The 26389-nt window shown below is 48.8% G+C and carries 19 protein-coding genes, 2 rRNA genes and 5 pseudogenes; 14 read left to right on the top strand and 12 right to left on the bottom strand.

Annotated features, from left to right (window positions below; genetic code table 11):
* Positions 1-3: 3 nt before the first annotated feature.
* The 4 genes from KHX94_RS08605 to fadB all read right to left on the bottom strand — a co-directional run bounded on the left by KHX94_RS08605 (position 4) and on the right by fadB (position 4254).
* Positions 4-501: an MOSC domain-containing protein gene (locus KHX94_RS08605; protein ID WP_244859381.1), complete on the bottom strand. Its 498-nt coding sequence runs from the start codon at positions 499-501 to the stop codon at positions 4-6.
* 12 nt (positions 502-513) lie between these two features.
* Positions 514-759 carry a sulfurtransferase TusA gene (gene tusA, locus KHX94_RS08600; protein ID WP_213683086.1) on the bottom strand — a complete coding sequence of 82 codons (246 nt, stop codon included), beginning with the start codon at positions 757-759 and terminating at the stop codon, positions 514-516.
* A 165-nt stretch (positions 760-924) separates the two neighbouring features.
* Positions 925-2088 carry an acetyl-CoA C-acyltransferase FadA gene (gene fadA / locus KHX94_RS08595; protein ID WP_213683085.1) on the bottom strand — a complete coding sequence of 388 codons (1164 nt, stop codon included), beginning with the start codon at positions 2086-2088 and terminating at the stop codon, positions 925-927.
* 15 nt (positions 2089-2103) lie between these two features.
* Positions 2104-4254, bottom strand: coding sequence for a fatty acid oxidation complex subunit alpha FadB (gene fadB / locus KHX94_RS08590; RefSeq protein WP_213683084.1), 2151 nt, complete (start codon positions 4252-4254; stop codon positions 2104-2106).
* A 320-nt stretch (positions 4255-4574) separates the two neighbouring features.
* Between fadB and KHX94_RS08585 the strand changes: the two genes are divergently transcribed.
* From KHX94_RS08585 to hemG (KHX94_RS08575), 3 genes are read left to right on the top strand one after another with little or no spacing between them, the layout of a single operon-like run.
* Positions 4575-5198: a YigZ family protein gene (locus KHX94_RS08585; RefSeq protein ID WP_213683083.1), complete on the top strand. Its 624-nt coding sequence runs from the start codon at positions 4575-4577 to the stop codon at positions 5196-5198.
* A gap of 54 nt (positions 5199-5252) precedes the next feature.
* Entirely contained in the window at positions 5253-6710 is a 1458-nt protein-coding gene (locus KHX94_RS08580) for a TrkH family potassium uptake protein (RefSeq protein ID WP_213683082.1), read from the top strand.
* Positions 6710-7237: a menaquinone-dependent protoporphyrinogen IX dehydrogenase gene (gene hemG / locus KHX94_RS08575; RefSeq protein WP_213683081.1), complete on the top strand. Its 528-nt coding sequence runs from the start codon at positions 6710-6712 to the stop codon at positions 7235-7237. The genes KHX94_RS08580 and hemG (KHX94_RS08575) overlap by 1 nt, the downstream gene beginning before the upstream one ends.
* Before the next feature lie 6 nt (positions 7238-7243).
* Here hemG (KHX94_RS08575) and KHX94_RS08570 read toward each other — a convergent pair whose 3' ends face one another.
* Positions 7244-7561 carry an ArsR/SmtB family transcription factor gene (locus KHX94_RS08570; RefSeq protein WP_213683080.1) on the bottom strand — a complete coding sequence of 106 codons (318 nt, stop codon included), beginning with the start codon at positions 7559-7561 and terminating at the stop codon, positions 7244-7246.
* Positions 7562-7769: 208 nt separating this feature from the next.
* Here KHX94_RS08570 and hemG (KHX94_RS08565) point away from each other — a divergent pair, with 208 nt between their 5' ends.
* Positions 7770-8318: a menaquinone-dependent protoporphyrinogen IX dehydrogenase gene (gene hemG, locus KHX94_RS08565; protein ID WP_213683079.1), complete on the top strand. Its 549-nt coding sequence runs from the start codon at positions 7770-7772 to the stop codon at positions 8316-8318.
* Here hemG (KHX94_RS08565) and KHX94_RS08560 read toward each other — a convergent pair.
* The 5 genes and pseudogenes from KHX94_RS08560 to def form a co-directional block, all read right to left on the bottom strand.
* Positions 8312-9751: pseudogene (locus KHX94_RS08560) on the bottom strand (TrkH family potassium uptake protein). The gene hemG (KHX94_RS08565) and the pseudogene KHX94_RS08560 overlap by 7 nt on opposite strands.
* 9 nt (positions 9752-9760) lie before the next feature.
* The gene (trkA, locus tag KHX94_RS08555) at positions 9761-11170 is read right to left on the bottom strand and encodes a Trk system potassium transporter TrkA (protein ID WP_213683078.1); all 1410 of its coding nucleotides are present in this window, start codon (positions 11168-11170) and stop codon (positions 9761-9763) included.
* A gap of 24 nt (positions 11171-11194) precedes the next feature.
* Positions 11195-12483 (bottom strand): annotated as a pseudogene (rsmB, locus tag KHX94_RS08550) (16S rRNA (cytosine(967)-C(5))-methyltransferase RsmB).
* Positions 12480-13435: pseudogene (fmt, locus tag KHX94_RS08545) on the bottom strand (methionyl-tRNA formyltransferase). Before fmt ends, rsmB begins: the two co-directional pseudogenes overlap by 4 nt.
* 66 nt (positions 13436-13501) lie before the next feature.
* Positions 13502-13972: pseudogene (gene def / locus KHX94_RS08540) on the bottom strand (peptide deformylase); the annotation flags it as partial.
* Between the two features lie 144 nt (positions 13973-14116).
* On the opposite strand from def, the pseudogene KHX94_RS08535 reads away from it, so the two are divergent.
* From KHX94_RS08535 to hemF, 6 genes and pseudogenes are all read left to right on the top strand, one after another.
* A pseudogene (locus tag KHX94_RS08535) lies at positions 14117-15203 on the top strand (LysM peptidoglycan-binding domain-containing protein).
* Positions 15200-16300 carry a DNA-processing protein DprA gene (gene dprA / locus KHX94_RS08530; protein WP_483315919.1) on the top strand — a complete coding sequence of 367 codons (1101 nt, stop codon included), beginning with the start codon at positions 15200-15202 and terminating at the stop codon, positions 16298-16300. Before KHX94_RS08535 ends, dprA begins: the two are co-directional and overlap by 4 nt.
* 2 nt (positions 16301-16302) lie before the next feature.
* The gene (locus KHX94_RS08525) at positions 16303-16776 is read left to right on the top strand and encodes a DUF494 family protein (RefSeq protein WP_213683077.1); all 474 of its coding nucleotides are present in this window, start codon (positions 16303-16305) and stop codon (positions 16774-16776) included.
* Positions 16777-16881: 105 nt separating this feature from the next.
* Positions 16882-17445, top strand: coding sequence for a DNA topoisomerase family protein (locus KHX94_RS08520; RefSeq protein WP_213683076.1), 564 nt, complete (start codon positions 16882-16884; stop codon positions 17443-17445).
* Positions 17446-17548: 103 nt separating this feature from the next.
* Positions 17549-18112 (top strand): L-threonylcarbamoyladenylate synthase type 1 TsaC, encoded by a 564-nt coding sequence (tsaC, locus tag KHX94_RS08515; RefSeq protein ID WP_213683377.1) that lies wholly within the window; start codon positions 17549-17551, stop codon positions 18110-18112.
* 17 nt (positions 18113-18129) lie between these two features.
* The gene (gene hemF, locus KHX94_RS08510) at positions 18130-19044 is read left to right on the top strand and encodes an oxygen-dependent coproporphyrinogen oxidase (RefSeq protein WP_213683075.1); all 915 of its coding nucleotides are present in this window, start codon (positions 18130-18132) and stop codon (positions 19042-19044) included.
* Positions 19045-19081: 37 nt separating this feature from the next.
* Here the strand turns inward: hemF and KHX94_RS08505 are convergent, their stop codons facing one another.
* Complete coding sequence (locus tag KHX94_RS08505; protein ID WP_213683074.1) at positions 19082-19510, bottom strand: group II truncated hemoglobin; 429 nt, start codon at positions 19508-19510, stop codon at positions 19082-19084.
* Positions 19511-19626: 116 nt separating this feature from the next.
* On the opposite strand from KHX94_RS08505, the gene aroE reads away from it, so the two are divergent.
* Positions 19627-20448 carry a shikimate dehydrogenase gene (gene aroE, locus KHX94_RS08500; protein WP_213683073.1) on the top strand — a complete coding sequence of 274 codons (822 nt, stop codon included), beginning with the start codon at positions 19627-19629 and terminating at the stop codon, positions 20446-20448.
* Positions 20445-20708, top strand: coding sequence for a DUF1488 family protein (locus KHX94_RS08495; protein WP_213683072.1), 264 nt, complete (start codon positions 20445-20447; stop codon positions 20706-20708). Before aroE ends, KHX94_RS08495 begins: the two co-directional genes overlap by 4 nt.
* On the opposite strand, the gene KHX94_RS08490 is transcribed toward KHX94_RS08495, so the two are convergent.
* Positions 20705-21259 (bottom strand): gamma carbonic anhydrase family protein, encoded by a 555-nt coding sequence (locus KHX94_RS08490; RefSeq protein WP_213683071.1) that lies wholly within the window; start codon positions 21257-21259, stop codon positions 20705-20707. The genes KHX94_RS08495 and KHX94_RS08490 overlap by 4 nt on opposite strands.
* A 431-nt stretch (positions 21260-21690) precedes the next feature.
* On the opposite strand from KHX94_RS08490, the gene KHX94_RS08485 reads away from it, so the two are divergent.
* Together KHX94_RS08485 and KHX94_RS08480 are read left to right on the top strand one after the other, a co-directional pair.
* Positions 21691-23231: ribosomal RNA gene (locus KHX94_RS08485) — 16S ribosomal RNA — on the top strand.
* Positions 23232-23495: 264 nt separating this feature from the next.
* Positions 23496-26380, top strand: a 23S ribosomal RNA gene (locus KHX94_RS08480).
* The 16S and 23S rRNA genes sit together here, the layout of an rRNA operon.
* The last annotated feature ends 9 nt before the right edge of the window (positions 26381-26389 follow it).

Raw genomic sequence — 26389 nt, 5'->3', positions numbered from 1 at the left:
TAGTTAAGCCTTCAAGGAAAAGATGTTCCACGTGGAACATCTTTTTAGAATCGAGTTATGCGGGTTGGTCTGAAAGAATAACCTCATCACCTTTTTTACTGTGCCGCCTTTCAATACACTGCATGTAATGCCACCGCGCCAGTCATTCATCAATGCGGCTTCAAGGCCTGGAAATTCCTTCTCCATGTTTTTGCAGGGATTAGTCTCTCCCGTGATTTCCAGAATGACATTACCAATTTTTAGATATTGCCCCACGCTATCGGCATTAAAGCGAACACCATCAATTAATAAATTGGCTCTTCTCGCTATCCATGGAATGGAGGTGTTTAGTTCATTACAGGTATCGAGCCATTGTAGCTTTGATAACACAGTAACTTGGCGTGGCCCCGGTTTTCCAAAAACATCATGCTCAACACCTGTTTGTGTTGAAATGTCTGCACTGTCTAGCTCTAACATCGGAGTTTTACGTCCTTCCTTAAAAGCGATTGCGAGTAACTCCATAAAAATCTCCTGTCAGAGTCCTTTTTTGATTAAATAGCGGTAGGGCGTTGCCGCTGTGTCGCTTGCCACTAAGGTATGATCCATAAATTGGCAAAAACTTGGAATATCTCTTGTTGTTGCTGGGTCATCGGCAATGATCAGTAATGTTTCGCCATCCGCCATATGCCGAACCTTTTTGCGCAGCATCATCACAGGTTCAGGACAGCGCAACCCCAAGGCATCAAGCTGATGTTTCGCGCTAGCAAAATCTTCGTTCATTCTTACCTCTTGAGAACGTAAGTAAGGCCAGAAAATCTAGCTAGTATGTTACTGCAAGCTGCGGTTGAGAACCAAGGTCAGTGCAAACTTTTAGGTATGTTTCACGTGGAACATAAAAAAGCCAGCTTAATTAAGCTGGCTGAAGGGGAAGAAGAAAACTAGAAACTACACCCGTTCAAAGATGGTTGCGATTCCCTGGCCAAGACCGATACACATGGTGGCTAAGCCAATGGACACATCTTTAGATTCCATCAGATTAATCAATGTAGTCGATATCCTGGCGCCAGAACATCCTAATGGATGACCCAAGGCAATTGCTCCACCGTTTAAGTTGACCTTATCGTCCATCTGCTCTAATAAGCCCAGATCCTTAACACAAGGAATGGATTGTGCTGCGAAGGCTTCATTCAGTTCTACCAACTCAATATCGGCCATCGTCATGCCTGCGCGTTTTAATGCTTTCTTGGTTGCCGGGACTGGGCCATAACCCATAATTGCTGGATCGCAACCCGCGATTGCCATTGAGCGGATTCTGGCGCGAATGGGTAAACCTAAATCTCTGGCTTTTTGTTCTTCCATGACTAGCATGGCGGCTGCACCATCAGACAATGCTGATGATGTTCCTGCTGTCACAGTGCCATTGGCAGGGTCAAATACCGGTCTTAATGCGGCAAGGGATTCCAGCGTGGTTTCGGGGCGAATAACTTCATCATAGTCAACAGAGACTAAAGCGCCGTTACTGTCATGACCATTAATGGCTTGGATCTCCTTAGCGAATCGTCCTTCCACGGTCGCAGCATAAGCGCGCTGATGAGATCTCACAGCAAAGGCATCTTGCATGTCGCGGCTAATCCCATGTAATTTGCCGAGTAACTCTGCCGTCAATCCCATCATTCCTGAGGCTTTAGCAACATTCACAGATAGGCCTGGATGAAAATCAACGCCATGAGTCATTGGCACATGGCCCATATGCTCTACACCGCCAATGATAAAGGTGTCGCCCATACCAACCATAATAGACTTTGCTGCTTGATGGATGGCTTCCATCGACGAGCCACAAAGACGGTTAACGGTGACCGCGCCAACTTCTTTTGGGAGTCCTGCAAGTAGTGCTGCATTACGGCCAATATTAAACCCTTGTTCCAAGGTTTGTTGCACACAGCCCCAAATCACATCCTCAATATCGGTAGGCGGTAGTTGTGGATTTCGTTGTAACAAAGATTTCATAAGCTCAGCAGATAAGGTTTCTGCCCGCACATTCCGAAAAACACCGCCTTTGGAACGTCCCATGGGGGTGCGAATACAATCAACGATAACTGCATTTTTCATGGTAAATTCCTTAAATCAATTCTGATAATAGTGGCCGTTTTCTGCGGCAAGTTGTCGCATGGCATCAGTTACCTGATACAGCGGCCCAAGATGGGCATATTTATCAGCCCAAGCGACATAATTGGCGAGCCCCATAGTTTCTACATAGCGGAATACGCCACCCCTAAATGGAGGAAAGCCCAAGCCATACACCAACCCCATATCGGCTTCAGCCGGAGAGGCAATGATACCTTCTTCCAAACAGCGCACGGTTTCGTTAATCATGGGGATCATGGTTCTAGCAATAATTTCATCAGCACTGAATTCCTTTACTGGGCCAAAAGCCGCAGCTAACAATTCATAGGCTGCATTATCCCGTTCCTTTTTGGGCTTGCCTTTTTTATCTGGGCTATAGCGGTAGAAACCTGCGCCATTTTTTTGCCCTAAGCGATTTTGTGCAAACATCAGTTGTAGGGCATCTTTAGCGCTAGTCGCCATCCGTTCTGGAAAGCCTTGCGCCATCACTGCTTGTGCATGATGCCCCGTATCCATACCAACAACATCAAGCAAATAGGCTGGGCCCATTGGCCAACCGAACTGTTTTTCCATGACTTTATCGACCGCCGCAAAATCAGCACCATCAGCAATCAAAGCATTGAAACCGGCAAAATAGGGGAACAGCACTCGATTCACAAAAAAACCAGGGCAGTCGTTCACTACAATCGGTGTTTTGCCCATCTTACTGGCATAAGCCACCACGGTTGCAATGGTGCTGTCGGCGGTGTTTTTGCCACGAATAACCTCTACCAACGGCATTTTATGCACCGGATTGAAGAAATGCATACCGCAGAACCGCTCAGGTTTCTTAAGACTGGTAGCCAGCAAGTCGATAGATATCGTGGAAGTATTGGATGCGATAACGGCATCATCAGCCACGACCTGTTCAACCTCTGCTAAGACGGTACTCTTCACTTTGGGATTTTCTACAACCGCTTCAACAACAATATTGGCTGGCTTGACTGCGGAATAATCCAATGCTGGTGTAATCGCATTTAATACCTGTGCCATTTTCTGCGGCGATGAACGACCACGTTCCAACTGTGCTGTCAGTAATTTGGCCGCCTCTGAGAGGCCTAACTCCAACGCTTTATGGTTAATGTCTTTCATCACGATAGGCGTGCCTTTGCTGGCACTTTGATAAGCGATACCACCACCCATAATTCCTGCCCCTAGAACGGCGGCTTGGTCAATATGATGGGCAGCCTTAATGATTTTCTTGGCTTTACTTTTGACGAGTTGGTCGTTGAGGAAAATACCAATAAGGGCTTTCGCCACATCTGTTTTAGCGAGTTTTATGAACGCCTGATGTTCTACCTGCAATGCCTGTTGACGCGCCATATTGGCTGCCTGCTCAATAACGCCAACAGCCGCCATTGGGGCGGGATAATGTTTACCTGCAACTGCAAACACCATCCCCTTAGCGGTGGAAAAGGCCATTAATGCTTCCATTTTGTCCAATTTCAATGGTTGTTGTTTCTGTTTGCGCTTGCTTTGCCAATCGAGTTTGCCGGCAATGGCATCTTCTAACATTTGCAATAACACACTTTGCAGGTGTTCAGGGGAAGTAACGGCATCAAAAAATCCTACTTTGAGAGCATCCTCTGGGCGCTGCTCTTTACCCGTAGTGATCCACTCAAGCGCATTATCGGCGCCGATAAGCCGCGGTAACCGTACCGTGCCACCAAAACCTGGGATGATCCCCAGTTTAGTTTCTGGCAAACCTACTTTTGCAGAGCTATCGCCGATGCGGAAATCTGTCGATAAGATAACTTCACAGCCACCGCCCAAGGCGTAGCCGTTAACCGCAGCTGCTGTTGGATAAGGCAACTCTTCCAGCTTGTTAAAAATGCTGTTCGCTAACTGCAACCATGATAAAAGCACTTCATCTTCTTGCGCGAACAATGCCAGAAACTCGGTAATGTCGGCACCAACAATAAAGTTGTCTTTAGCTGAGGTGAGAACAAGGCCACGAATGTCGGCAGTTGCTTTGATAACATCCAGCGCTTCATTGAGTGATGTCAGCGTTTCTCGATCAAATTTATTAACAGAACCTGTTGAATTAAAACATAGATTTGCAATTTTACTGTCAAGCAGTTCAACGTGAATTGTATTACTTTTATAGATCATGCTTGCATTCCTTATGCGCAGGGCTGCGAGTACTTGGCAGTACGCCAGTTGCTGCTCAGTTTGCGGTTAAAAATAGCAAAATACAACAGTCAATTAAAACGATCGTTTAATTTTGGTCATTTTTACGTGATTATATTGGGAGGTATTGAGTCTCAAGTGTTTGATGACATTTGACTTATTCAAAGTGGTAGCGCGCCATATTTGAGGGATTATCCTTAAGTCGAATATGCCGCTTATTACCACCTTAAGTTGCGATAATCCCTACGATACGGGCAAAATAACTTAAAGATTTTAGGGCGATTTAGCGATAGAGGATGCCGGTGGCCGATAGTTACCCAATACCTGAGGGTGAAGTGGTTTTTGAAGAAGAGATCAAACACAGCCGTTTTATCACTGTGTTATTCCATTGTCCTTCTGCTGCAGTTTTGAGAGATAAGCTGGCGCAACTACGGGTAACTTATCCTGCTGCCACGCATTATTGTCAGGCGGCGATAATGTCAGAGCCAAATGATGATGTAGCCGTGAGCAGCAGTGATGACGGCGAACCTTCGGGGAGCGCTGGTCGCCCAATGTTGGCGGTATTGAAAGGCTCAGGCATTGGAGAAGTGGGTGTGGTTGTTATCCGCTATTTTGGTGGCATAGAGCTAGGCGTTGGTGGCTTGGTACGCGCCTACAGCTCTGGGGTGCAACATGCGCTGAAAATGTTATCACTGACAATTAAGGTAAAAACAGTGGCCGCTCGTTTATACTGTGGCTATGCACAGTTACCCGATGTGGAACATTACTTGTCGCTGTTTCATGTGGTGATTGTTGAGCGGCAATTTGCTGAAAATGTGTCATTACATCTGGCAATCCCCATATCGGCCAAAGGGGCGCTTGCCGAGAAATTGCAACGGATTAGCCAGGGACAGCTGCAACTGTGCTTTTCCGATGAAGCCTATTAAAAACTGTGTAACAATACGCAGCTTACCTACTAAGCAACTTGGCAAAAGGGCTGAATGCATTATCGCACTATTACCCGCATAACCGGATTATTGGTGGGCTTGTTTTCCCTCACTATGGTGCCGCCAGCATTGGTGGCATTATTTTACGAAGACGGCGGCGGTACCGCGTTTATCCAGGCATTTGTACTTAGCTTGATGTTAGGGTTTATGTTGTGGTACCCCAATCGACATCATAAAGCTGATTTGCGAACCCGAGAGGGTTTTCTCATTGTTGTTTTATTCTGGACTGTGTTGGGGATTATCGGGACGCTGCCGTTTCTGTTAGTCAAACAGCCAGAATTGTCGTTAGCGGACAGTGTCTTTGAGTCGTTTTCTGCGTTAACCACTACCGGTGCCACAGTAATTGTGGGACTCGATCATTTACCTAAGGCCATTCTCTTCTATCGGCATCTGCTGCAATGGCTCGGTGGTATGGGGATCATTGTGTTGGCGGTCGCTATTTTGCCGGTTCTAGGTATCGGTGGTATGCAGCTGTATCGGGCTGAAATCCCTGGACCGGTGAAAGACTCTAAGATGACCCCTAGAATTGCCGAGACAGCCAAGACATTGTGGTATATCTATTTGCTGCTTACCGTGGCTTGCGCCCTGGCGTTCTGGTATGCCGGCATGAATCTGTTTGATGCGGTATGTCATGCATTTTCAACCATCGCTATTGGTGGATTTTCGACTCATGATGCCAGTATCGGCTATTATCAAAGCCCGTTGATTAACCTGATCTGCATGGTGTTTTTGCTTATTGCCGCCGTGAATTTCAGTTTACATTTTGCGGCTTTTTCCCGACGCGGCATTAACTTTCGGGTTTATTTCCATGATGCTGAATTCAAAGCGCTGATCCTGATCCAGCTGGTATTGGGCGCTATCTGTTTTTTGACGTTACTTCATAGCGGCATTTACGATTCCCCAGAGGAAACATTGGACTATGCGTTATTTCAGGCGGTGTCTATCTCAACTACCGCCGGATTCAGCACCGAGAGTTTCCATTCTTGGCCATTGTTTTTACCCATCTTGCTGATTTTTTCTAGCTTCATTGGGGGCAGTGGCGGCTCGACCGCTGGGGGTATCAAGGTGATTCGCGTGGTGTTGCTGTTTTTACAAGGGGCGCGGGAGTTAAAACGGCTGATCCATCCTAAGGCAATGTTTGCCATCCGTATTGGTAATCGTTCGCTACCGGACCGGGTTGTGGATGCCGTGTGGGGCTTCTTTTCAGCTTACACGCTGGTGTTTCTTATCAGCATGTTAATTCTGATGGCTCTGGGAATGGATGCTATTACCTCCTTTAGTGCTACCGCTGCGTGCCTGAACAATCTCGGCCCTGGATTAGGAGATGTGGCGTCCAACTATGCAAATGTGTCCGATGGTGCCAAATATGTGCTGGTGGTGGCCATGTTGTTTGGGCGTTTGGAAATTTTTACTTTACTGGTGCTTTTTACTCCAACCTTTTGGAAAGACTGATGCGTAATACCCTGATTATTTATTCAACGGTGGATGGGCAAACTCTGCGGATTTGTCAGGCAATAGCAGCTGAATTAGAAGCCGCAGGAGAGCAGGTGACCTTGAGCGAACTCTCTCAAACCACTGAAAAACAACTACAACAAAGCGATAAGGTATTGATTGGTGCCAGTATCCGTTATGGCAAACATCGTCCAGCACTTTATCAGTTTGTTAATCGCTATAAGACGTTGCTGGATGCCAGAATAAACAGCTTTTTTACCGTGAATGTGGTAGCGCGCAAGCCAGAGAAAAATACGCCACAGACAAATCCCTATATGGCGAAGTTTCTGCAACTGTCATTATGGCAACCGCAGCAATTGGGCGTTTTCGCAGGCAAAATCGTCTATGCCGATTATGGTTGGTTAGACCGTGCCGCTATCCGTTTCATTATGTGGCTTACCAAAGGACCCACCGACACCTCCCGAGCCTATGAATTTACAGACTGGGAGCTAGTGCGGCAGTTTGCGAGGGAATTTGCGGCTCGCTGATGTTACTTAACATTCAGCGGCGCAGAATTTACGATGTAGGATGGAAATAACTTCAGTAACTTGCTGATTTTTAAGGCTGTAATAAACTATTTGTGAACTCTTGCGGGTATCAACCAGATCTTCTGCACGCAATACAGCCAGATGCTGAGATAACGCCGATTGGCTCAACGGCACAGCCTCATTGATTTCAGTGACACTGAGTTCTTTATCCAGTAACAGGCAGAGGATCATCAGCCGATACGGATTGGCGACCGCCTTTAACCATTTCGCGGCAACCTCGGCATTCGACAGCATCGCGTCAATATTAATATCTACAGGTGGCATGTTTCTCGTTACCTCTACTTCTTGATTAGATGATTCTAATTGAATGTTAAGTGCCGGACAACTGACCAGTCTTTTAGCTGGATCTCACTTTTACCATCAAAATGCAGCAACCGCTTGTCCTATTTGGTCATTATCACTGTATTTTACTTTCATATTCGTCATTATCATCTTTTATTGTTGATTTTTATTAGGTTGAGCAGGTATTGCTATGAAATCTGTTTTGGTTCTCTATTATTCCAGAGGCGGCCATACCGCTAGGATCTCCAGATGTATTGCCCACCGCATTCAGCAGCAGGGACACCAATGTGAAATGATGGACTTGCTTGAAGCTGAAAAAGAGGGCATTGACTGGGAGCGCTGGGATGCGGTGGTGTTTGGTGCCTGTGTGTTATATGGCACTTATGACAAAAGCGTTTTTGCCTTTTGCAGTAAACATTTACAGCAATTACAAGCAAAAGCCATCAGCTTCTTTTCTGTTAATGTTGTGGCCCGTAATCCAGAAAAACGTATTCCGGAAAATAACCGCTATTTGCAGAAATTTTTGGAACTCTCTGCCTGGAAACCGCAGGATGTTAAGGTCATTGCGGGTAAAGTGGATTACCCTTCCTGGGGGTGGCTGGATAAACAGATGATCCGGTTGATTATGAAAATCACCCATGGCCCAACCGATCCTAAAGCGGTGATTGATTACACCGATTATCAGGATCTTGAAAGCTATGCCGACCATCTGCTGACATTGATTACAACGGATCAATAACGCCAGAAGCTGGGATGAAATAGCACGGCAACGGTTAGAATTTCCAATCGTCCCAGTAGCATACCTATCGACAATGCCCATTTGGCGACTACCGGTAACGATTCAAAGTTACCGGCAGGGCCAATCACTGGGCCTAAGCCTGGGCCAACGTTGGTGACGGCGGTAATGGCACCGGAAAGGCTGGTCATGGGGTCGAGTCCACAGAGCACCAGGATCAATGCCAGTAACACAATTACCAGCATAAACAACATCATGAAGGTTACCAGCGAACGTACAATCTCTTCGTTGATTGGGCGATTATTATAACGTTCACGGAAAATCCCATTGGGATGGAATTGCTGTTTCAGCTGCTCACGCATGATAGCTACAGCAATCTGGAAGCGGAATATTTTAATGCCACCAGCGGTGGAGCCGGAACAACCACCAACCAGCATCAGAAACAGAAAACTGATTACCGCCAAAGCGCCCCATTGGCCGTAATCGGTAAGGCCATATCCGGTAGTGGTGACAACTGACACCACGTTAAAGGCGGAGAGCCTTAACGCATCGATAAAAGCCAAGTTTTTACTGGTGCTTAGCCATATCGCTAATCCTAATGACACAAATAACAGAAATAATAAGTAGCCTTTGATCTGTGTGTCGTTCCACACCCTAAGCGTGCGGGCTTGAATGGTTTGAGCGAAAGTTAACAGCGGTAAACCACCGGTGGCCATAAAGGCAATGCCTACCCAGTGGCAACGTTCTGGAAATGCCGCCATGGAGTTATCTGAGGTGGAATAACCGCCGGTAGACAGCGTGGTCATGGCATGATTGATGGCTTGAAACCAGTTCATACCTGCCCAGTGATAAGCCATACCACAGGCGACAGTCAGCCCAACGTAAACAATAAACAGATATTTGGCGAGACTTTGCGTTCTGGGAATCGTTTTATCAGACCAATCTGACGACTCGGTTCGGAACAGCCGCATCCCCCAACGTTGAGGAACGGCAGAATAGCAACCGCCATCACAATAAAGCCTATGCCCCCAGCCATTGCAACAATGAACGCCAGATCAGAATGCTGTGATCCATATTATCCAGGCCGGATAAGACGGTAGAACCTGTGGTGGTAACCCCGGACATGGTTTCAAAAACGCATCGGTGTAACCGATCCCGTGATACAGGGTAAATGGCATTGCGGCAAACAGGCTGACAATGACCCAAGTCAGACTGGTCAGTAAAAACATGTCTCGAATGTTCAGATGCAGCTTGCCGCTTTGGCCTCTATGCACGCAAATACTGGCGAAAATACCGGTAAAAATTGCCGAGATCAGAAAAGCCATTACGGTTTCTTCACCGTAGACCAGCGCAAACGCCAGCGGGATAAACATAAAGCCTGTCAGCATCGACAGGAATAATCCCAAAATAAACAGCAGCGGCTTAAAATTCAGCATTGTTGTAACCTAGAAGAAGAAGGCACTTGGCTGGAATAGCTTTTCAACATCGCTGACAAACTTCTTATTCACCAGGAACAAAATCACATGGTCACCTTGGGCAATGATGGTGCGATCATGAGCCATCAGCACCTCCTCGTCGCGCACAATAGCACCAATGGTGGTTCCTGGCGGTAATTTGATTTCGCCGACCTGTTTGCCAACCACTTTACTGGTGCTGGCATCGCCATGGGCTATCGCCTCAATGGCTTCCGCCGCGCCACGCCGCAGCGAATAAACATTACAGATATCTCCCTGGCGGATGTGGGTCAACAGCGAGGATATGGTGGCTTGCTGTGGTGAAATCGCAATATCGATATTCGCTTCCTGCACAATATCTACGTAGGCTTCACGCTGGATCAGCACCATGACTTTTTTGGCGCCCATACGTTTAGCCAGCAAGGCGGCCATAATATTGGCTTCATCGTCGTTAGTTACGGCGATAAACACATCGGTCTGGTCGATGTGTTCTTCCAGCAGTAGCTCCTGATCGGAGGCATCCCCACAAAATACCGTGGTGTTCTGTAGTTTTTCTGACAGTAGTTCTGCTCGTTCCTGTTTTTGCTCGATCAGCTTTACCGAATGGTTTTTCTCTAGTTTCTTTGCCAGCCCCAGGCCAATGTTACCGCCCCCGGCAATCATGATGTTGCGATAAGAGTTGTCGAGCTTTTGCATCTCGCTCATGACTGCGCGAATGTGGCGGCTGTCTGCAACAAAAAACACTTCATCATCGGCTTCGATGATGGTAGTTCCTCGCGGCATGATAGCGCGCCCCTGACGGAAAATAGCCGCAACCCGGGTATCAATATTGGGCATATGTTCCCGTAATGCCGCTAACGCATTACCGACTAAAGGACCGCCATAATAAGCGCGGACAGCAACGAGGCTGACTCTGCCGTCAGCAAAGTCCAGCACCTGTAAGGCGCCCGGATACTCTACCAAACGGTGTATGTAAGTAATTACCAACTGCTCTGGCGCTATCAGCTCGTCGATAACAAAACCACCACGCAGTTTGCTTTCGGTATTTTTGGTTTCGCTATCGATAAAAAGCTTGTCGCGGATGGCGAGATATTGTTCTGAACGGATACGGGCGATTTTGGTGGGGGTTCCGAAAAGCGTGTAAGCAATCTGACAGGCGGTCATGTTGCATTCGTCACTGTTAGTTACCGCCACTAACATGTCGGCATCTTCAGCGCCTGCTTCCTGTAGCACGCCGGGGTTAGCCGCATGCCCGGCAACCACCCGGAGGTCATATTTATCCTGCAGTGCCCGGAGACGGTTGCGGTCACTGTCAACTATCGTGATGTCGTTATTCTCACCTACCAGATTTTCAGCCAGTGTGCCGCCAACCTGACCAGCGCCGAGGATAATGATCTTCATGCTTATGTTTCCCGGGATTGCGCTTTAAGCTGTATCGATTTTTCGCAGCTTTGCATAGTAAAACCCGTCCATATTGTCCTGTCCGGGAAGTATTTGCCAGTCTAGTGAGCAATTTTCTTGCGAAGCTGTGATGGGTTGTAGTTCAGCATCTGCCGTCCTTGCCAGAAATGCCATTATCTGCTGGTGGTTTTCTTCCGGCATGATGGAGCAGGTGGCGTAAAGTAATATGCCGCCAGGCCGGAGCCATTGCCAACAATGATCCAGAATTTGTGCTTGTAATTGGCTTAACTCGGTAATATCAGCAGCTTTACGGAGCCATTTGATATCCGGATGGCGACGAATCACCCCGTTGCGGAGCAGGGCGCATCTAGCAAAATGCGATCAAATTTTGGCCCTTGCCACCAAGTGTTGATAGCTGCGGCATCTCCGCTAATCACTTGAGCTTCTAACCCCAGCCGTTGCAAATTCTGGCTGACCCGCGCTAAGCGTTTGCTGTCATTATCCACCGCTACCAGTTGAACTCCCGGTGTACGCTCCAGAATATGGCAGCTTTTACCACCTGGGGCGGCGCAGGCATCGAGTACCAGTTCGCCCGTTTGGGCATCAAGTAATTGTGCTGCCCATTGTGCGGCGCCATCCTGAACTGACACTGCTCCTGCGTTAAAAGCGGGCAGTTGCGCTACATCGATGGGATTTTGCAACATTATCGCGTCATCGCTACTGCCAACGCTGATTGCTATCGCCTGTTCCTGCAATTGCTGACAATACTGCTCGCGGCTTTGTTGCTGCCGATTATTCCGCAACCACATGGGCGGCCGTTGCTGGCTATTGTCGATGATTTGCTGCCATTGCTCAGGGTACGCCGCTTGCAGCTTTTTGATGATCCAAGCTGGAAAGTTGTATTTCAGCGTGCTGTTGGCTTCTGAGAGTGGCGGTTGCTGGCGTTGGATGTTACGTAGCACACCATTTACCACTTTTACTAAGCTTTCATGGCCCAGTTGCCGACAGGCTTCTGCGGTTTCTGAAATCGCGGCGTGGGCGGGGATGCGGGTGAAATATAACTGATAACAGCCTATCAATAGCAACTGATGAATGATCCGCTGTTTGCCTTTAAATGGTTTGCTCAAACAGGCCGAAACACATTGATCAAGCTGTGGCAGAACGCGCATGACGCCATAACATAGCTCTGCCAACAATGCTTTATCCTTGGGATTGGATAGGGCTTGTTGTTGCGTGGGTAACGCCGATGATAGCGATTGACCTTGCTCGAGAACCGCATAAACGGCCGTTGCCGCAAGCGCTCGGAGATTCAGTCGCATACTGTCTCCAGTCGGGTTCCTGGCGTGAACCAGTCGGCGCGTGCATTAAGAATATCCGCCGCGGCAGTCGCTTTTTCCCCGGAAGTTGCAGAGTTTGCAGTCGTAACAAACCATCACCCGTGGCTACCACGATGCCGTGTTTGTCGGCGCTTACGATTGTGCCTGGTTGTTCGGTATGCGCTGATGATTCAACGCTGGCCTGCCAAACTTTGATCGGTTGCTGTTGCCACACAAAATAGCTTACCGGCCATGGATTAAATGCCCGGATCTCCTGCCACAAAGCTTTAGCAGGCTTTTGCCAGTGGATAACTGCTTCTTCTTTACTGAGCTTGTCAGCATAACAGGCCAAGCTGTCATCTTGCGGCTCCGCATTTAGCGTGCCGGCGGCCAACCCTTGCAGTGCTTGCAGTAAAGCTTGTGGGCCTTGCTGTGCTAGTTTTTCATAAAGACTCGCTGAGGTGTCGGCGGCGGTAATGGGCAACTGGGTTTTTAGTAGCATGGGGCCAGTGTCGAGCCCGGCATCCATCTGCATAATGGTGACCCCGGTTGCTTGGTCGCCGGCCCAAATTGCCCGCTGGATAGGTGCAGCACCACGCCAGCGGGGTAAAATGGAACCGTGGACATTAATACAGCCTAATCGCGGAGCATCCAATACTGCCTGCGGTAGGATCAGCCCATAGGCGACCACTATCATGATATCGGCCCCTAATGCGGCTAATTGCTGCTGTGCTTCTGTATCACGTAGGGTTTTGGGCTGATACACAGGCAGGTTGTGCTCAAGTGCTACCGTTTTCACCGGGCTTGGCATCAACTTATGCCCCCGTCCGGCGGGCCGATCGGGTTGTGTGTATACGGCGATAACCTCGTGTTCGGAGGCTAGCAGTGCCTGTAGATGGCGGGCAGCAAAATCCGGTGTCCCGGCAAATATTACTTTCAAGGACGTCAACATAATTCCCGTTTGATTAAAGGTCAGGCCTGGCTTGGCTTCCTGACGGGCTGTTTTTTCGAGTTTCTGCCTGATGCGCTGACGCTTCAGCTGTGACAGGTAATCGACAAACAACTTACCTTTCAGGTGATCCATTTCGTGTTGGATACAGATAGCAAACAAACCATCGGCGTCAACGGTAAATTCATTACCGTCACGATCCAGCGCTGTTACGGTCACAAATTCTGCTCTGTCGACCTTGGCATAGATCCCCGGTACAGACAGACAGCCTTCTTCATTGCAGAAATCACCGCTAGCACTGATGATTTTGGGATTGATAAACACTTGTGGGCGGGCCACTTCGTCTTGTAGATCCATCACAATCAGTTGTTTATGGAAATCTACTTGGGTGGCCGCCAAGCCAATACCTTTTTCGGTATGCATAGTTTCGAACATATCGTCGATCTGTTGCTGTAGTGCTGCGTTAAATTCAGTCACAGGTTCGGCGATCGTTCGCAGTCGTTCATCGGGGAATCTTAGTACATTTAACAAAGCCATAGGTAACTCGTAACAATTGTGTTAAAACCACGCGAGTTGGTTATAATGTTCGTGCTAATGCGTAATTTTAATCCTTAGCGGCTGTCAATAACAGAAAAAGCTCATTATTAATCATATTTTGAGCCACACCATACGGATGGGCCCATGAAAAGGTTTACTTTTTTTGCGTTACTGTCACTGATGTGTTCTTGGGTATACGCGGATGTTTTAACCCTAAAAGCCGGGCATCCCGACACATATGTGGTGAAAAAGGCGATACATTATGGGACATTTCGGCGATGTTCCTGAAAGATCCTTGGCGTTGGCCAAAATTGTGGGGGCCAATCCGCAAATTGCTAATCCTCATCTGATTTATCCAGGCGATCACCTGACATTGGTATTCATTGATGGTGAACCGCGGTTAGTCAACAAGCCTTTTGTACGCAACAGTCCTGAGGGGCGCATTAAATCTAAAGGTGGCGCGATTCCGCTGGTGGATTTGGCGTTAATTGAACCGTATCTGGTGCAAAATCGTATTGTTGATGCTGAGTGGTTGCAACAACAGCCGATGGTTTTGGGTGGAGAAAGCCCGTCCAAGCATCACGTAGCAGACAATGTTATTTATATTCGCGGTAATCTTCCCGCAGGCACTAAATTGGGCATTTATCAGCCTGGCCGTAAATTTGAGGATGACACCAGTGGTGATGCGTTAGGACAGGAAGCTATTCTTACCGCGACTGGCCGGGTGACAGAGTCGGGTGATGTTTCTAAAGTTTTATTACTGAATAATTTCCGCGAAACTAAAGCGGGTTTTCGGGCTTTCTCTGTTGAAGATGATGCGTTCATGTCCGCTTACCTGATGCCGCGTGCTGGCACTGTCTCTGGCGCCAAAGTCATGGCATCTGAAAAAGATATCCGCGAAATGGGCAAGTTTGATATCGCCTATATCGACCGGGGTCGCAAAGATGGCGTGGAAACCGGGCAGGTATTTACTATTTTTAAGCCCGGAGATGAAGTGGTCATTGGCAATGATAATATCCCCGTGCTGCCTGGTGAGCAGTCTGCCTATGACAAGCTATTGGCTGCCATGGATAGTGATAGCGCGGTAAAACTGCCAAATCTTTATCGCGGTCAACTATTGGTGTTTAAGGTTTTCGACAAGACCAGCATGGGGCTGATCTTGGTGGATAAGCGTCCAGTGCGGGTGGGGGATATTCTCACCAAACCTGTGACCATACTGAAAGGGGAATGACAGACGAGTCTCTGGTCGACTGGTTGTTTGTCAGTGCAGTATCCGGGCTTGGCCCGCTACGGATTGGACAACTGCTTGAACACATGGATGTGTCAGAGTTACGGCAAAGACTGGAACATGAACCCAAGTCTTTGTCATTAACGCTGCCAGTGCCACTAACCGCGGCCGTCTGGCGCAAGGTTGAAATGGCGCAGCTATGGCAGCAGCAAGCGTCACATCATCACCTCATTTGCCGCGCTGACCCATTATATCCACCGCTGTTACAGCAAATTGCCGATCCTCCTTCAATACTGTTTATCAAAGGCCATCCCGAGACGTTATTACGTCCATCTGTGGCTATTGTGGGCAGTCGTGCTGCCAGCCATGGTGGTTTATCACTAGCGTTTCAGTTTGCGGCGGAATTGGATAGTATCGGGCTTGCTGTTGTCAGTGGTATGGCGGCAGGTATTGATGGTGCTGCTCATAAAGGGGCATTAAGCCACAGTGGCCAGACGGTAGCGGTACTCGGAACCGGTATCGAACAAATTTACCCCAAACGCCATCGGCAACTTTACGAAGATATTCAACAGCATGGTGCAGTAATCAGCGAATTTTGGCCCGAGGTCACAGCATTTGCTGGGAATTTTCCTAAACGAAACCGTATAATCAGCGGCCTCGCGCTGGGAACCCTAGTGGTTGAGGCCAGACGCCGCAGTGGTTCTCTGATCAGTGCCAGAACGGCCATGGAACAAGGGCGCGAAGTGTTTGCCATTCCTGGCGCTGTGCTCAGTGGTGATCATCAAGGATGCCACGATTTAATTAAAAATGGGGCAAAGCTTGTAGAGTCACTGGCCGATATAATAGAAGAGCTGTCGCCGTTGTTGCAGAGTCATCTGCAAGCACTACCGAGTTATGTTCCGTTACAAACAGAACACAACTCGCAGTTGCCATTTAAAACGCTGTTAGCTAGTGTAGGGTATGAGACCACACCACTTGATGTTGTGGTTGAACAGAGCGGTATAACGTTGGATCTGGTGTTGGAACAATTGCTTGAACTTGAATTACAAGGTTGGGTTGCCGCAGTACCCGGTGGTTACGTTAGACTCAAGAGGAACTAGCCATGTTTGATATCCTCATGTATCTGTTTGAAAACTATGTTCATAGTGAAGTTGAACTGATGGTCGACGAAGATGAGTTGACCAAAGAACTGACTCGTGCAGGTTTTCATCAGTCAGAAATCCTCAAAGCACTCAGCTGGCTTGAGCGTTTAGCTGCTCTGCAGGAAAGTGATACACCTTATGTCAGAACCAATGACAGTTACTCTTTCCGGATTTACACCAAAGAAGAAATCGACAAACTGGATGTGGAATGTCGCGGTTTCCTGTTGTTCTTGGAAGAGATTGGCGTGCTCAATTTCAATACCCGCGAAATGGTTATCGACCGAGTGATGGAGCTAGATGATTCATCTTTGGTACTCGAAGATCTTAAATGGGTGATCCTGATGGTGCTGTTCAATGTGCCTGGTAACGAATCTGCCTATGCGCAGATGGAGGATCTGATATTTGAACAACCGGATGGGCGATTACATTCCTAAATCAGCGGTTGAAGAAAGAGGCGCAATGCCTCTTTTTTGATGTCCGAAATCCTTGTGGATGACGTGGTATGATTAACCCATTGTGAGTTAGTGAGCGAATAATTTATGGCCAAAATTGACCAGCAACTGTTCAATACTCGGGAACACGCGCTAGAACGCGAATATGAAGTTTGTCCCAAGTGCGGGGCTGAGTTGCATATTCGTCATAGCAAACATGGCAGTTTTTTGGGGTGCAGTAATTATCCGAGTTGTGATTATAACCGGCCCTTGGTGCAGCATGAAGCCATCGAATCGCAGCCGCTCCCGGGTTCAGTCTGCCCTGAATGTGGCGCAGAATTGGCGGTGAAATCCGGACGCTTTGGTATCTTTATTGGATGTACCCGTTACCCTGAATGTAAACACATCGAAAAACATGATCAGCAACCGACACAACCAGCGGTTACCTGTCCGCAATGCCATCATGGCAAGTTGGAGTCGAGAACCAGTCGCTTTGGTAAAACCTTTTACGCCTGTAGCGATTACCCTAACTGCAAATATTTGGTGAACTATCCGCCGCGAGCCGAGACATGCCCCGAATGTGGTTTTGCTATCTTAGTCGAACGGCGTGGTGCTGGCGGCGTGCGGCTAGAGTGCCCACAAAAAAATTGTAGCTTCAAAAAGCTTTTGTGATCTGTGTCAAACAATGGTTGGTGCCGGTCATTGATATCGCTATAATTCTCAGTCCCTCGACGGCATTAGCCGCCATTAGCATCTTGTGTGTAAAGGTATAATGATGTTGCAAATACCGGCATCCGCCAGTAAAGAGATTTTACTGCGCGGTGGTGTAATCGCTTATCCCACAGAAGCCGTCTATGGCTTAGGTTGTGATCCTGACAATGAAGCTGCGGTGCAGCGTATTTTGGAGATTAAGCAGCGGCCGTGGCAGAAAGGGCTGATTATGGTGGCTAGTAATTTTGCACAGTTGCGCCCTTATATTGATGCAACGCAAGTAACCGAGGCGCAGCTAGCCAGCGCTTTTGCTAAATGGCCCGGCCCTTTTACTTTTATCATGCCGGTCAGAGCCTCTTTATCAAAGTTTGTCCGTGGTCAGTTTGATACTTGTGCTGTGCGGGTGTCGGCGCATCCGCTGGTTCGGGAACTCTGTGATTTAGTGAATAAGCCGATTATTTCGACCAGTGCCAATCTCGCTGGTGAAGCCCCAGCGGTCACCGCCGCAGAGATCTTACAGACATTTGATGGCAAGCTGGATGCGTTAATCTCGGGGCCGCTAGGTGAACAGCGCCAACCATCAACCATTATTGATATTCGCAGCGGTAAGGTGTTGCGACAGGGATAAACCATTAAGGAGCTAGTATGACCGCACCTGATTCATCCATGGTGAAGCAATATCTACAGCAATTACAGCAAAAGATTTGTGAGGCTTTGGAACAGCTGGATGGTTCCGCCAAGTTTATCGAAGATGCCTGGCAGCGGCCTTTAGGTGGCGGCGGAAAAAGCAAGGTGCTGGTGGATGGTGCGGTGTTTGAGCAAGCTGGCGTTAACTTTTCCCATGTCACCGGAGATGCGATGCCGGGATCTGCTACGGCGCATCGTCCAGAACTGGCGGGCCGCAGTTTTGAAGCCATGGGCGTGTCTCTGGTGATCCATCCCCGTAATCCTTATGTGCCCACGACTCATGCAAATGTACGTTTCTTTATCGCCCGTAAACCGGACGCTGATCCTGTCTGGTGGTTTGGTGGCGGTTTCGATTTAACGCCGTATTACCCCTTCCTAGAAGATGTGCAGCAATGGCATCAACAAGCACAAGCTTTGTGTCAGCCATTTGGGGCCGATGTTTACCCTAAGTATAAGAAATGGTGTGATGAGTATTTCTATTTGCCTCATCGACAAGAAACTCGCGGCGTTGGCGGGTTGTTTTTTGATGACCTTAATGCTGGTGGCTTTGAGCAGTGTTTTGCTTTTATGCAGGCGGTGGGCAATGGCTTTATCGAGCAATATCGGCCTATCGTAGAAAAACGCCAAGACACTCCTTATGGTGAGCGTGAGCGCCAGTTCCAGCTGTATCGTCGTGGCCGTTATGTGGAGTTCAATCTGGTTTATGACCGGGGCACATTGTTTGGATTGCAGACTGGCGGCCGAACAGAATCGATATTGATGTCGATGCCTCCTTTAGTGCGCTGGCAATATAGCTATCAACCTGAAGCGGGTTCTCCAGAAGCCGATCTTTACCAGAATTATCTTAAACCCAGAGATTGGTTAGCCCGGTAATTGTTTGGTAAAACTAACCAATAATCTAATTCAAAGGTTATTGGTTACGCATATGGTCGGCCAATTGAGCTATTGCCTGATAAATCACATGTTGGTGTTCAGGCTTTTTGACCGATTGTTCCAGTGCCACTTTCATACAAAGCAGCCATTGATCACGCATATTGTCATCAATGGCAAAATTCATATGCCGTGCTCTCAGCATCGGATTGCCATATTTTTGTTGGAACAGTTGTGGCCCACCAAGCCAACCGCTAAGAAATTCATATAGTTTTTGTTCTGATTGCGATAACGGATGGGGGTGAATTGCCAGTAGTTGTTGAGTATCTTCGCGCTGCTGCATCGTTTGATAAAAATGCTTGGCGATGGCACGAATAGTTTTGTCACCTCCAATCAAATCATAGGCGTTAGATTGTGCCGGGTCTCTGTCAGTATTTTCACGGCCAAGTATCTTTTTAATCCAGTTCATCGCTATCTCACGTTGTTACTTCGCTGTCAGTATACACAGTCTCGGCTTGGTCGCGATTGCTGCCTAAAGTCATTCAAGGGTACACTGCAACAATCATCCGTTGTTAATCCCGTATCATGACAGATCAATATGTCGTTTTCGGCAATCCTATTAAGCACAGTAAATCCCCTTTGATCCATCAGGCGTTTGCTAAGCAGAGTAATACCGATATGAGTTATGAGGCGGCCTTGGTGCCGTTAGACGACTTTGTTGGCACTGCCAAACAGTTTTTTACCGCTGGTGGCTGTGGGGCGAATGTGACCGTACCGTTTAAAGAGCAAGCATATCGCATGTGTGATGAACTGAGTGATGCGGCACAAATGGCCGGTGCAGTGAATACGCTCATCAAGCTGGCAGATGGGCGGATCCGCGGTGACAATACCGATGGCATTGGCTTAGTCACTGATTTACAACGTTTTATATCCTTGTTGGATAAAAAAGTGTTGCTGCTAGGTGCAGGTGGCGCTGCTCGTGGTTGTCTGTTACCTCTGCTGGCGGCGGGTGTTGCCCAAATTGATATCTGCAATCGTACCCTCAGCAAGGCTGAGGTTTTGGCGGCATTGCACTCAGAAAAAGTGCACGCGGTGCGTGCTGAGCAATTGGTTGGCGTTTATGACGTTGTGATTAATTCCACTTCTGCCAGCTTGTCTGGGAGTGTACCAGCCATTCCAAGCGGCGTCGTTAGCCAAGCATTTTGCTATGACATGATGTACGGCACCGCACCAACAGCATTTAACCTGTGGTGCCAAGCTAACGGCGCGACTCAGGCAATCGATGGCTTGGGCATGCTGGTCGGGCAGGCCGCATATAGTTTTTACTTATGGCGAGGCGTGATGCCACAAGTCGAAGCTGTACTGCAACAGCTAAGACAACAGTTGGCGGATGAGCATACAGCATGAACCAATCGGTGATTTTCAATGAACTGGTGCGCTGGGTCGCGGAACTGGAGGTGGTAGAGTTTACTGCCCAACAACAGGGAAACCTCATCAGATGTCAGGTCTCACGTCGTTATCTACAGCAATTTTCTGCGCCGCAATTAGTTAGTGAAGATGACACTATTAAGGTGTTTGAACTACAGCGCTTTGACTTGGAAGAAATGGCCGAAGCGCTGATAACTGAAGAAGCCTTTGACTGTCAGGGCAATATTAGCATCGGCTAGCGCTTTTCCCCTGCTTCATACTGTTGCAGATATTCCTGTTTCAGACGCACATAGTTATCAGCGGATGCCGGCAAAAATTTGAGTTCCTGTTCAGACAAAACTCTGGCCTGGCGAACCGGGTTGCCCATATACAAGTATCCCGCCTGCAAGCGTTTCCCCGGCGGAACTACAGAGCCAGCCCCAATAATCACATCATCTTCCACCACCACATTATCCAGAATAATCGCGCCCATGCCGACCAGTACCCTGTTGCCTATGGTACAGCCGTGCAGCATCGCCTTATGGCCAACCGTGACATCATCACCAATGATAAGTGGATAACCCTCAGGATTGTTCGTTGAACGGCGGGTAACATGGAGCACCGAGCCATCCTGAATATTACTGCGCTGACCAATGATAATGCGATTAACATCGCCTCTTGCAGCGACCAACGGCCAGATACTGGCATCGTCACCAAGGGTAATGTCTCCGACCAGGACACAGGCCTCATCAATATATACGCGCTGCCCAAGCCTAGGAGTAATGCCTTGGTAAGGTCTTAAATTTGTCATTATCAGATCGTTCCATCTCAAGTTTGCTGCTGTTTTCACCATTATACGGACAAAAAATCACTCCTTGGGCGAAATAGTGGGCAAACAGATAAAAATCGCTATTTTCTTGTAAATTGGTACTTGCACAAAAGATTAAGCTCCCTATAATGCGCACCCACTGACACGGCAACAGCGAAGCGCTGGCGGTGCATAGGCAAGGCGGAGACGCTGATTTGTCTGGGCGAAAAAGATTGGCGCAAGCCACTTGACGCCAAGTTGGGGTGGTGTAGAATGCACCTCCCTGCTCGGAGAGAACCCCGAGCAACGCTCTTTAACAATTGATGAGACAAGCAAATCTGTGTGGGCACTCGCAGTGAATGAAATCGCAAAACGATTTAAAACTCACTGAAGAGTGTTCGAATAGAACAGTCATTCATTAGAGTCAAAACTTTTAATTGAAGAGTTTGATCATGGCTCAGATTGAACGCTGGCGGCAGGCCTAACACATGCAAGTCGAGCGGTAACATGAACTAGCTTGCTAGTTTGATGACGAGCGGCGGACGGGTGAGTAATGCCTGGGAATTTGCCCATTCGAGGGGGATAACAGTTGGAAACGACTGCTAATACCGCATACGCCCTAAGGGGGAAAGCAGGGGAACTTAGGTCCTTGCGCGAATGGATAAGCCCAGGTGGGATTAGCTAGTTGGTGAGGTAAGGGCTCACCAAGGCGACGATCTCTAGCTGGTCTGAGAGGATGATCAGCCACACTGGAACTGAGACACGGTCCAGACTCCTACGGGAGGCAGCAGTGGGGAATATTGCACAATGGGGGAAACCCTGATGCAGCCATGCCGCGTGTGTGAAGAAGGCCTTCGGGTTGTAAAGCACTTTCAGTCAGGAGGAAGGGTGTTGAGTTAATACCTCAGCACATTGACGTTACTGACAGAAGAAGCACCGGCTAACTCCGTGCCAGCAGCCGCGGTAATACGGAGGGTGCGAGCGTTAATCGGAATTACTGGGCGTAAAGCGTGCGCAGGCGGTTTGTTAAGCGAGATGTGAAAGCCCCGGGCTCAACCTGGGAATCGCATTTCGAACTGGCAAGCTAGAGTCTCGTAGAGGGGGTAGAATTCCAGGTGTAGCGGTGAAATGCGTAGAGATCTGGAGGAATACCGGTGGCGAAGGCGGCCCCCTGGACGAAGACTGACGCTCAGGCACGAAAGCGTGGGGAGCAAACAGGATTAGATACCCTGGTAGTCCACGCCGTAAACGATGTCTACTCGGAGTTTGGCGTCTAGAACGCTGGGCTCTCAAGCTAACGCATTAAGTAGACCGCCTGGGGAGTACGGCCGCAAGGTTAAAACTCAAATGAATTGACGGGGGCCCGCACAAGCGGTGGAGCATGTGGTTTAATTCGATGCAACGCGAAGAACCTTACCTACTCTTGACATCCAGAGAACTTTCCAGAGATGGATTGGTGCCTTCGGGAACTCTGAGACAGGTGCTGCATGGCTGTCGTCAGCTCGTGTTGTGAAATGTTGGGTTAAGTCCCGCAACGAGCGCAACCCTTATCCTTACTTGCCAGCGGGTAATGCCGGGAACTGTAGGGAGACTGCCGGTGATAAACCGGAGGAAGGTGGGGACGACGTCAAGTCATCATGGCCCTTACGAGTAGGGCTACACACGTGCTACAATGGACAGTACAGAGGGAAGCAAAGCGGCGACGTGGAGCGGAACCCAAAAAGCTGTTCGTAGTCCGGATTGGAGTCTGCAACTCGACTCCATGAAGTCGGAATCGCTAGTAATCGTGGATCAGAATGCCACGGTGAATACGTTCCCGGGCCTTGTACACACCGCCCGTCACACCATGGGAGTGGTTTGCAAAAGAAGTAGCTAGCTTAACCTTAGGGGGGCGGTTACCACTTTGTGGATCATGACTGGGGTGAAGTCGTAACAAGGTAGCCCTAGGGGAACCTGGGGCTGGATCACCTCCTTACCTAAACGATGAAATTTGTTGTGAGTGTTCACACAGATAGGTTTGTCTCAAACCGGCATTACGGAAGTGATGTTTGTTCTTTAACAATTTGGAAAGCTGATAGTAGAGATTAAATAGCGATATTTAATCGAAATGAGTTCTCAAAATACTTCAATCAAGTGTTTTGTGATTCTAGTGTTTCAGCGATGAAACACATCAAGGCGAAAGAAAAACCAATATGGGTCGTTGATACGATTCGGTAGAGGAAACTCATCCGGGTTGTATGGTTAAGCGACTAAGCGTATACGGTGGATGCCTTGGCAGTCAGAGGCGATGAAGGACGTGTTAATCTGCGAAAAGCTGTGGTGAGGTGATAAAACCCGTTGAGCCACAGATATCCGAATGGGGCAACCCAGTTGCATAAGCAACTATCTGTATGTGAATACATAGCATGCAGAGGCGAACCGGGAGAACTGAAACATCTAAGTACCCCGAGGAAAAGAAATCAACCGAGATTCCCCTAGTAGCGGCGAGCGAACGGGGAGTAGCCCTTAAGTCATTGGGGTGTTAGTGGAAGGTGTTGGAAAGCACCACGGTACAGGGTGATAGTCCCGTACACGACAGCTAACCGATGATGAAAACGAGTAAGGCGACACACGTGGTATGTTGTCTGAAGATGGGGGGACCATCCTCCAAGGCTAAATACTCCTGACTGACCGATAGCGAACCAGTACCGTGAGGGAAAGGCGAAAAGAACCCCAGTGAGGGGAGTGAAATAGAACCTGAAACCGTATACGTACAAGCAGTGGGAGCGGTTCTTGAGACCGTGACTGCGTACCTTTTGTATAATGGGTCAGCGACTTACATTTAGTAGCGAGGTTAAGCGAATAGCGGAGCCGTAGGGAAACCGAGTGTTAACTGCGCGAATAGTTGCTAGGTGTAGACCCGAACCCCGGTGATCTAGCCATGGGCAGGTTGAAGATTGAGTAACATCAATTGGAGGACCGAACACACGTCTGTTGAAAAAGACGGTGATGACCTGTGGCTGGGGGTGAAAGGCCAATCAAACCGGGAGATATCTGGTTCTCCTCGAAAGCTATTTAGGTAGCGCCTCGAGCGAATACCATTGGGGGTAGAGCACTGTTAAGACTAGGGGTCATCCCGACTTACCAACTCTTTGCAAACTCCGAATACCAATGAGTACTACTCGGGAGACAGACGGCGGGTGCTAACGTCCGTCGTCAAAAGGGAAACAACCCAGACCGTCAGCTAAGGTCCCAAAGTAATTGCTAAGTGGGAAACGATGTGGGAAGGCTTAGACAGCTAGGATGTTGGCTTAGAAGCAGCCATCATTTAAAGAAAGCGTAATAGCTCACTAGTCGAGTCGGCCTGCGCGGAAGATGTAACGGGGCTAAGCAATTCACCGAAGCTACGGGTTCATCCTATGGATGAGCGGTAGAGGAGCGTTCTGTAAGCGGATGAAGGTGAAGGGGTAACCCACACTGGACGTATCAGAAGTGCGAATGCTGACATGAGTAACGATAATGGGGGTGAAAAACCTCCACGCCGAAAGACCAAGGGTTCCTGTCCAACGTTAATCGGGGCAGGGTGAGTCGACCCCTAAGGCGAGGCCGAAAGGCGTAGTCGATGGGAAACGGGTTAATATTCCCGTACTGCTGCTAACTGCGATGGAGAGACGGAGAAGGCTAGGCCAGCGCGGCGTCGGTCGTCCGCGTTTAAGGCTGTAGGTAGTGTGCTTAGGCAAATCCGGGCACATAATACTGAGGGCTGATGACGAGTCACTAAGGTGATGAAGTGGTTAATGCCAAGCTTCCAGGAAAATCTTCTAAGCTTCAGGTTAGCAGGAATCGTACCCCAAACCGACACAGGTGGTCGGGTAGAGAATACCAAGGCGCTTGAGAGAACTCGGCTGAAGGAACTAGGCAAAATGGTACCGTAACTTCGGGAGAAGGTACGCTGCTGTTGGTGGAGGGACTTGCTCCCCGAGCTGACGGCAGTCGCAGATACCAGCTGGCTGCAACTGTTTATCAAAAACACAGCACTGTGCGAACTCGCAAGAGGAAGTATACGGTGTGACGCCTGCCCGGTGCCGGAAGGTTAATTGATTGGGTCATCTTAGGAGAAGCTCATGATCGAAGCCCCGGTAAACGGCGGCCGTAACTATAACGGTCCTAAGGTAGCGAAATTCCTTGTCGGGTAAGTTCCGACCTGCACGAATGGCGTAATGATGGCCAGGCTGTCTCCAGCCGAGACTCAGTGAAGTTGAAATTGCGGTGAAGATGCCGTATACCCGCGGCTAGACGGAAAGACCCCGTGAACCTTTACTATAGCTTGGCACTGAACATTGACCCTGCATGTGTAGGATAGGTGGGAGACTATGAAATTGGGACGCCAGTCCTGATGGAGTCGACCTTGAAATACCACCCTTGCAGTGTTGATGTTCTAACCTGGGTCCCTGAACGGGATTAGGGACAGTGCCTGGTGGGTAGTTTGACTGGGGCGGTCTCCTCCTAAAGCGTAACGGAGGAGCACGAAGGTTGGCTAAGTACGGTCGGACATCGTACGGTTAGTGTAATGGCACAAGCCAGCTTAACTGCGAGACAGACACGTCGAGCAGGTGCGAAAGCAGGTCATAGTGATCCGGTGGTTCTGAATGGAAGGGCCATCGCTCAACGGATAAAAGGTACTCCGGGGATAACAGGCTGATACCGCCCAAGAGTTCATATCGACGGCGGTGTTTGGCACCTCGATGTCGGCTCATCACATCCTGGGGCTGAAGTCGGTCCCAAGGGTATGGCTGTTCGCCATTTAAAGTGGTACGCGAGCTGGGTTCAGAACGTCGTGAGACAGTTCGGTCCCTATCTGCCGTGGGCGTTGGAAGATTGAGGGGGTTGCTCCTAGTACGAGAGGACCGGAGTGAACGAACCGCTGGTGTTCGGGTTGTCATGCCAATGGCATTGCCCGGTAGCTATGTTCGGAATTGATAAACGCTGAAAGCATCTAAGCGTGAAGCGAGCCCCGAGATGAGTCTTCCCTTGGACTTGAGTCCACTAAAGAGCCGTTCGAGACCAGGACGTAGATAGGCAGGGTGTGTAAGCGTTGTGAGGCGTTTAGCTAACCTGTACTAATGACTCGAGAGGCTTAACCATACAACCCAG

Source organism: Shewanella dokdonensis (assembly GCF_018394335.1).
Classification (GTDB): Bacteria; Pseudomonadota; Gammaproteobacteria; order Enterobacterales; family Shewanellaceae; genus Shewanella; species Shewanella dokdonensis.
Note: the sequence above shows the minus strand (reverse complement) of the source record. Positions and strands in the feature narration are given on the sequence as shown.

Bases quoted from the DNA above. Each gene is read 5' to 3' on its own strand.
- KHX94_RS08605 (WP_244859381.1), bottom strand. From the start codon at position 501: ATGGAGTTACTCGCAATCGCTTTTAAGGAAGGACGTAAAACTCCGATG.
- tusA (WP_213683086.1), bottom strand. From the start codon at position 759: ATGAACGAAGATTTTGCTAGCGCGAAACATCAGCTTGATGCCTTGGGG.
- fadA (WP_213683085.1), bottom strand. From the start codon at position 2,088: ATGAAAAATGCAGTTATCGTTGATTGTATTCGCACCCCCATGGGACGT.
- fadB (WP_213683084.1), bottom strand. From the start codon at position 4,254: ATGATCTATAAAAGTAATACAATTCACGTTGAACTGCTTGACAGTAAA.
- KHX94_RS08580 (WP_213683082.1), top strand. From the start codon at position 5,253: ATGCATTATCGCACTATTACCCGCATAACCGGATTATTGGTGGGCTTG.
- hemG (WP_213683081.1), top strand. From the start codon at position 6,710: ATGCGTAATACCCTGATTATTTATTCAACGGTGGATGGGCAAACTCTG.
- KHX94_RS08570 (WP_213683080.1), bottom strand. From the start codon at position 7,561: ATGCCACCTGTAGATATTAATATTGACGCGATGCTGTCGAATGCCGAG.
- hemG (WP_213683079.1), top strand. From the start codon at position 7,770: ATGAAATCTGTTTTGGTTCTCTATTATTCCAGAGGCGGCCATACCGCT.
- trkA (WP_213683078.1), bottom strand. From the start codon at position 11,170: ATGAAGATCATTATCCTCGGCGCTGGTCAGGTTGGCGGCACACTGGCT.
- dprA (WP_483315919.1), top strand. From the start codon at position 15,200: ATGACAGACGAGTCTCTGGTCGACTGGTTGTTTGTCAGTGCAGTATCC.
- KHX94_RS08525 (WP_213683077.1), top strand. From the start codon at position 16,303: ATGTTTGATATCCTCATGTATCTGTTTGAAAACTATGTTCATAGTGAA.
- KHX94_RS08520 (WP_213683076.1), top strand. From the start codon at position 16,882: ATGGCCAAAATTGACCAGCAACTGTTCAATACTCGGGAACACGCGCTA.
- tsaC (WP_213683377.1), top strand. From the start codon at position 17,549: ATGTTGCAAATACCGGCATCCGCCAGTAAAGAGATTTTACTGCGCGGT.
- hemF (WP_213683075.1), top strand. From the start codon at position 18,130: ATGACCGCACCTGATTCATCCATGGTGAAGCAATATCTACAGCAATTA.
- KHX94_RS08505 (WP_213683074.1), bottom strand. From the start codon at position 19,510: ATGAACTGGATTAAAAAGATACTTGGCCGTGAAAATACTGACAGAGAC.
- aroE (WP_213683073.1), top strand. From the start codon at position 19,627: ATGACAGATCAATATGTCGTTTTCGGCAATCCTATTAAGCACAGTAAA.
- KHX94_RS08495 (WP_213683072.1), top strand. From the start codon at position 20,445: ATGAACCAATCGGTGATTTTCAATGAACTGGTGCGCTGGGTCGCGGAA.
- KHX94_RS08490 (WP_213683071.1), bottom strand. From the start codon at position 21,259: ATGACAAATTTAAGACCTTACCAAGGCATTACTCCTAGGCTTGGGCAG.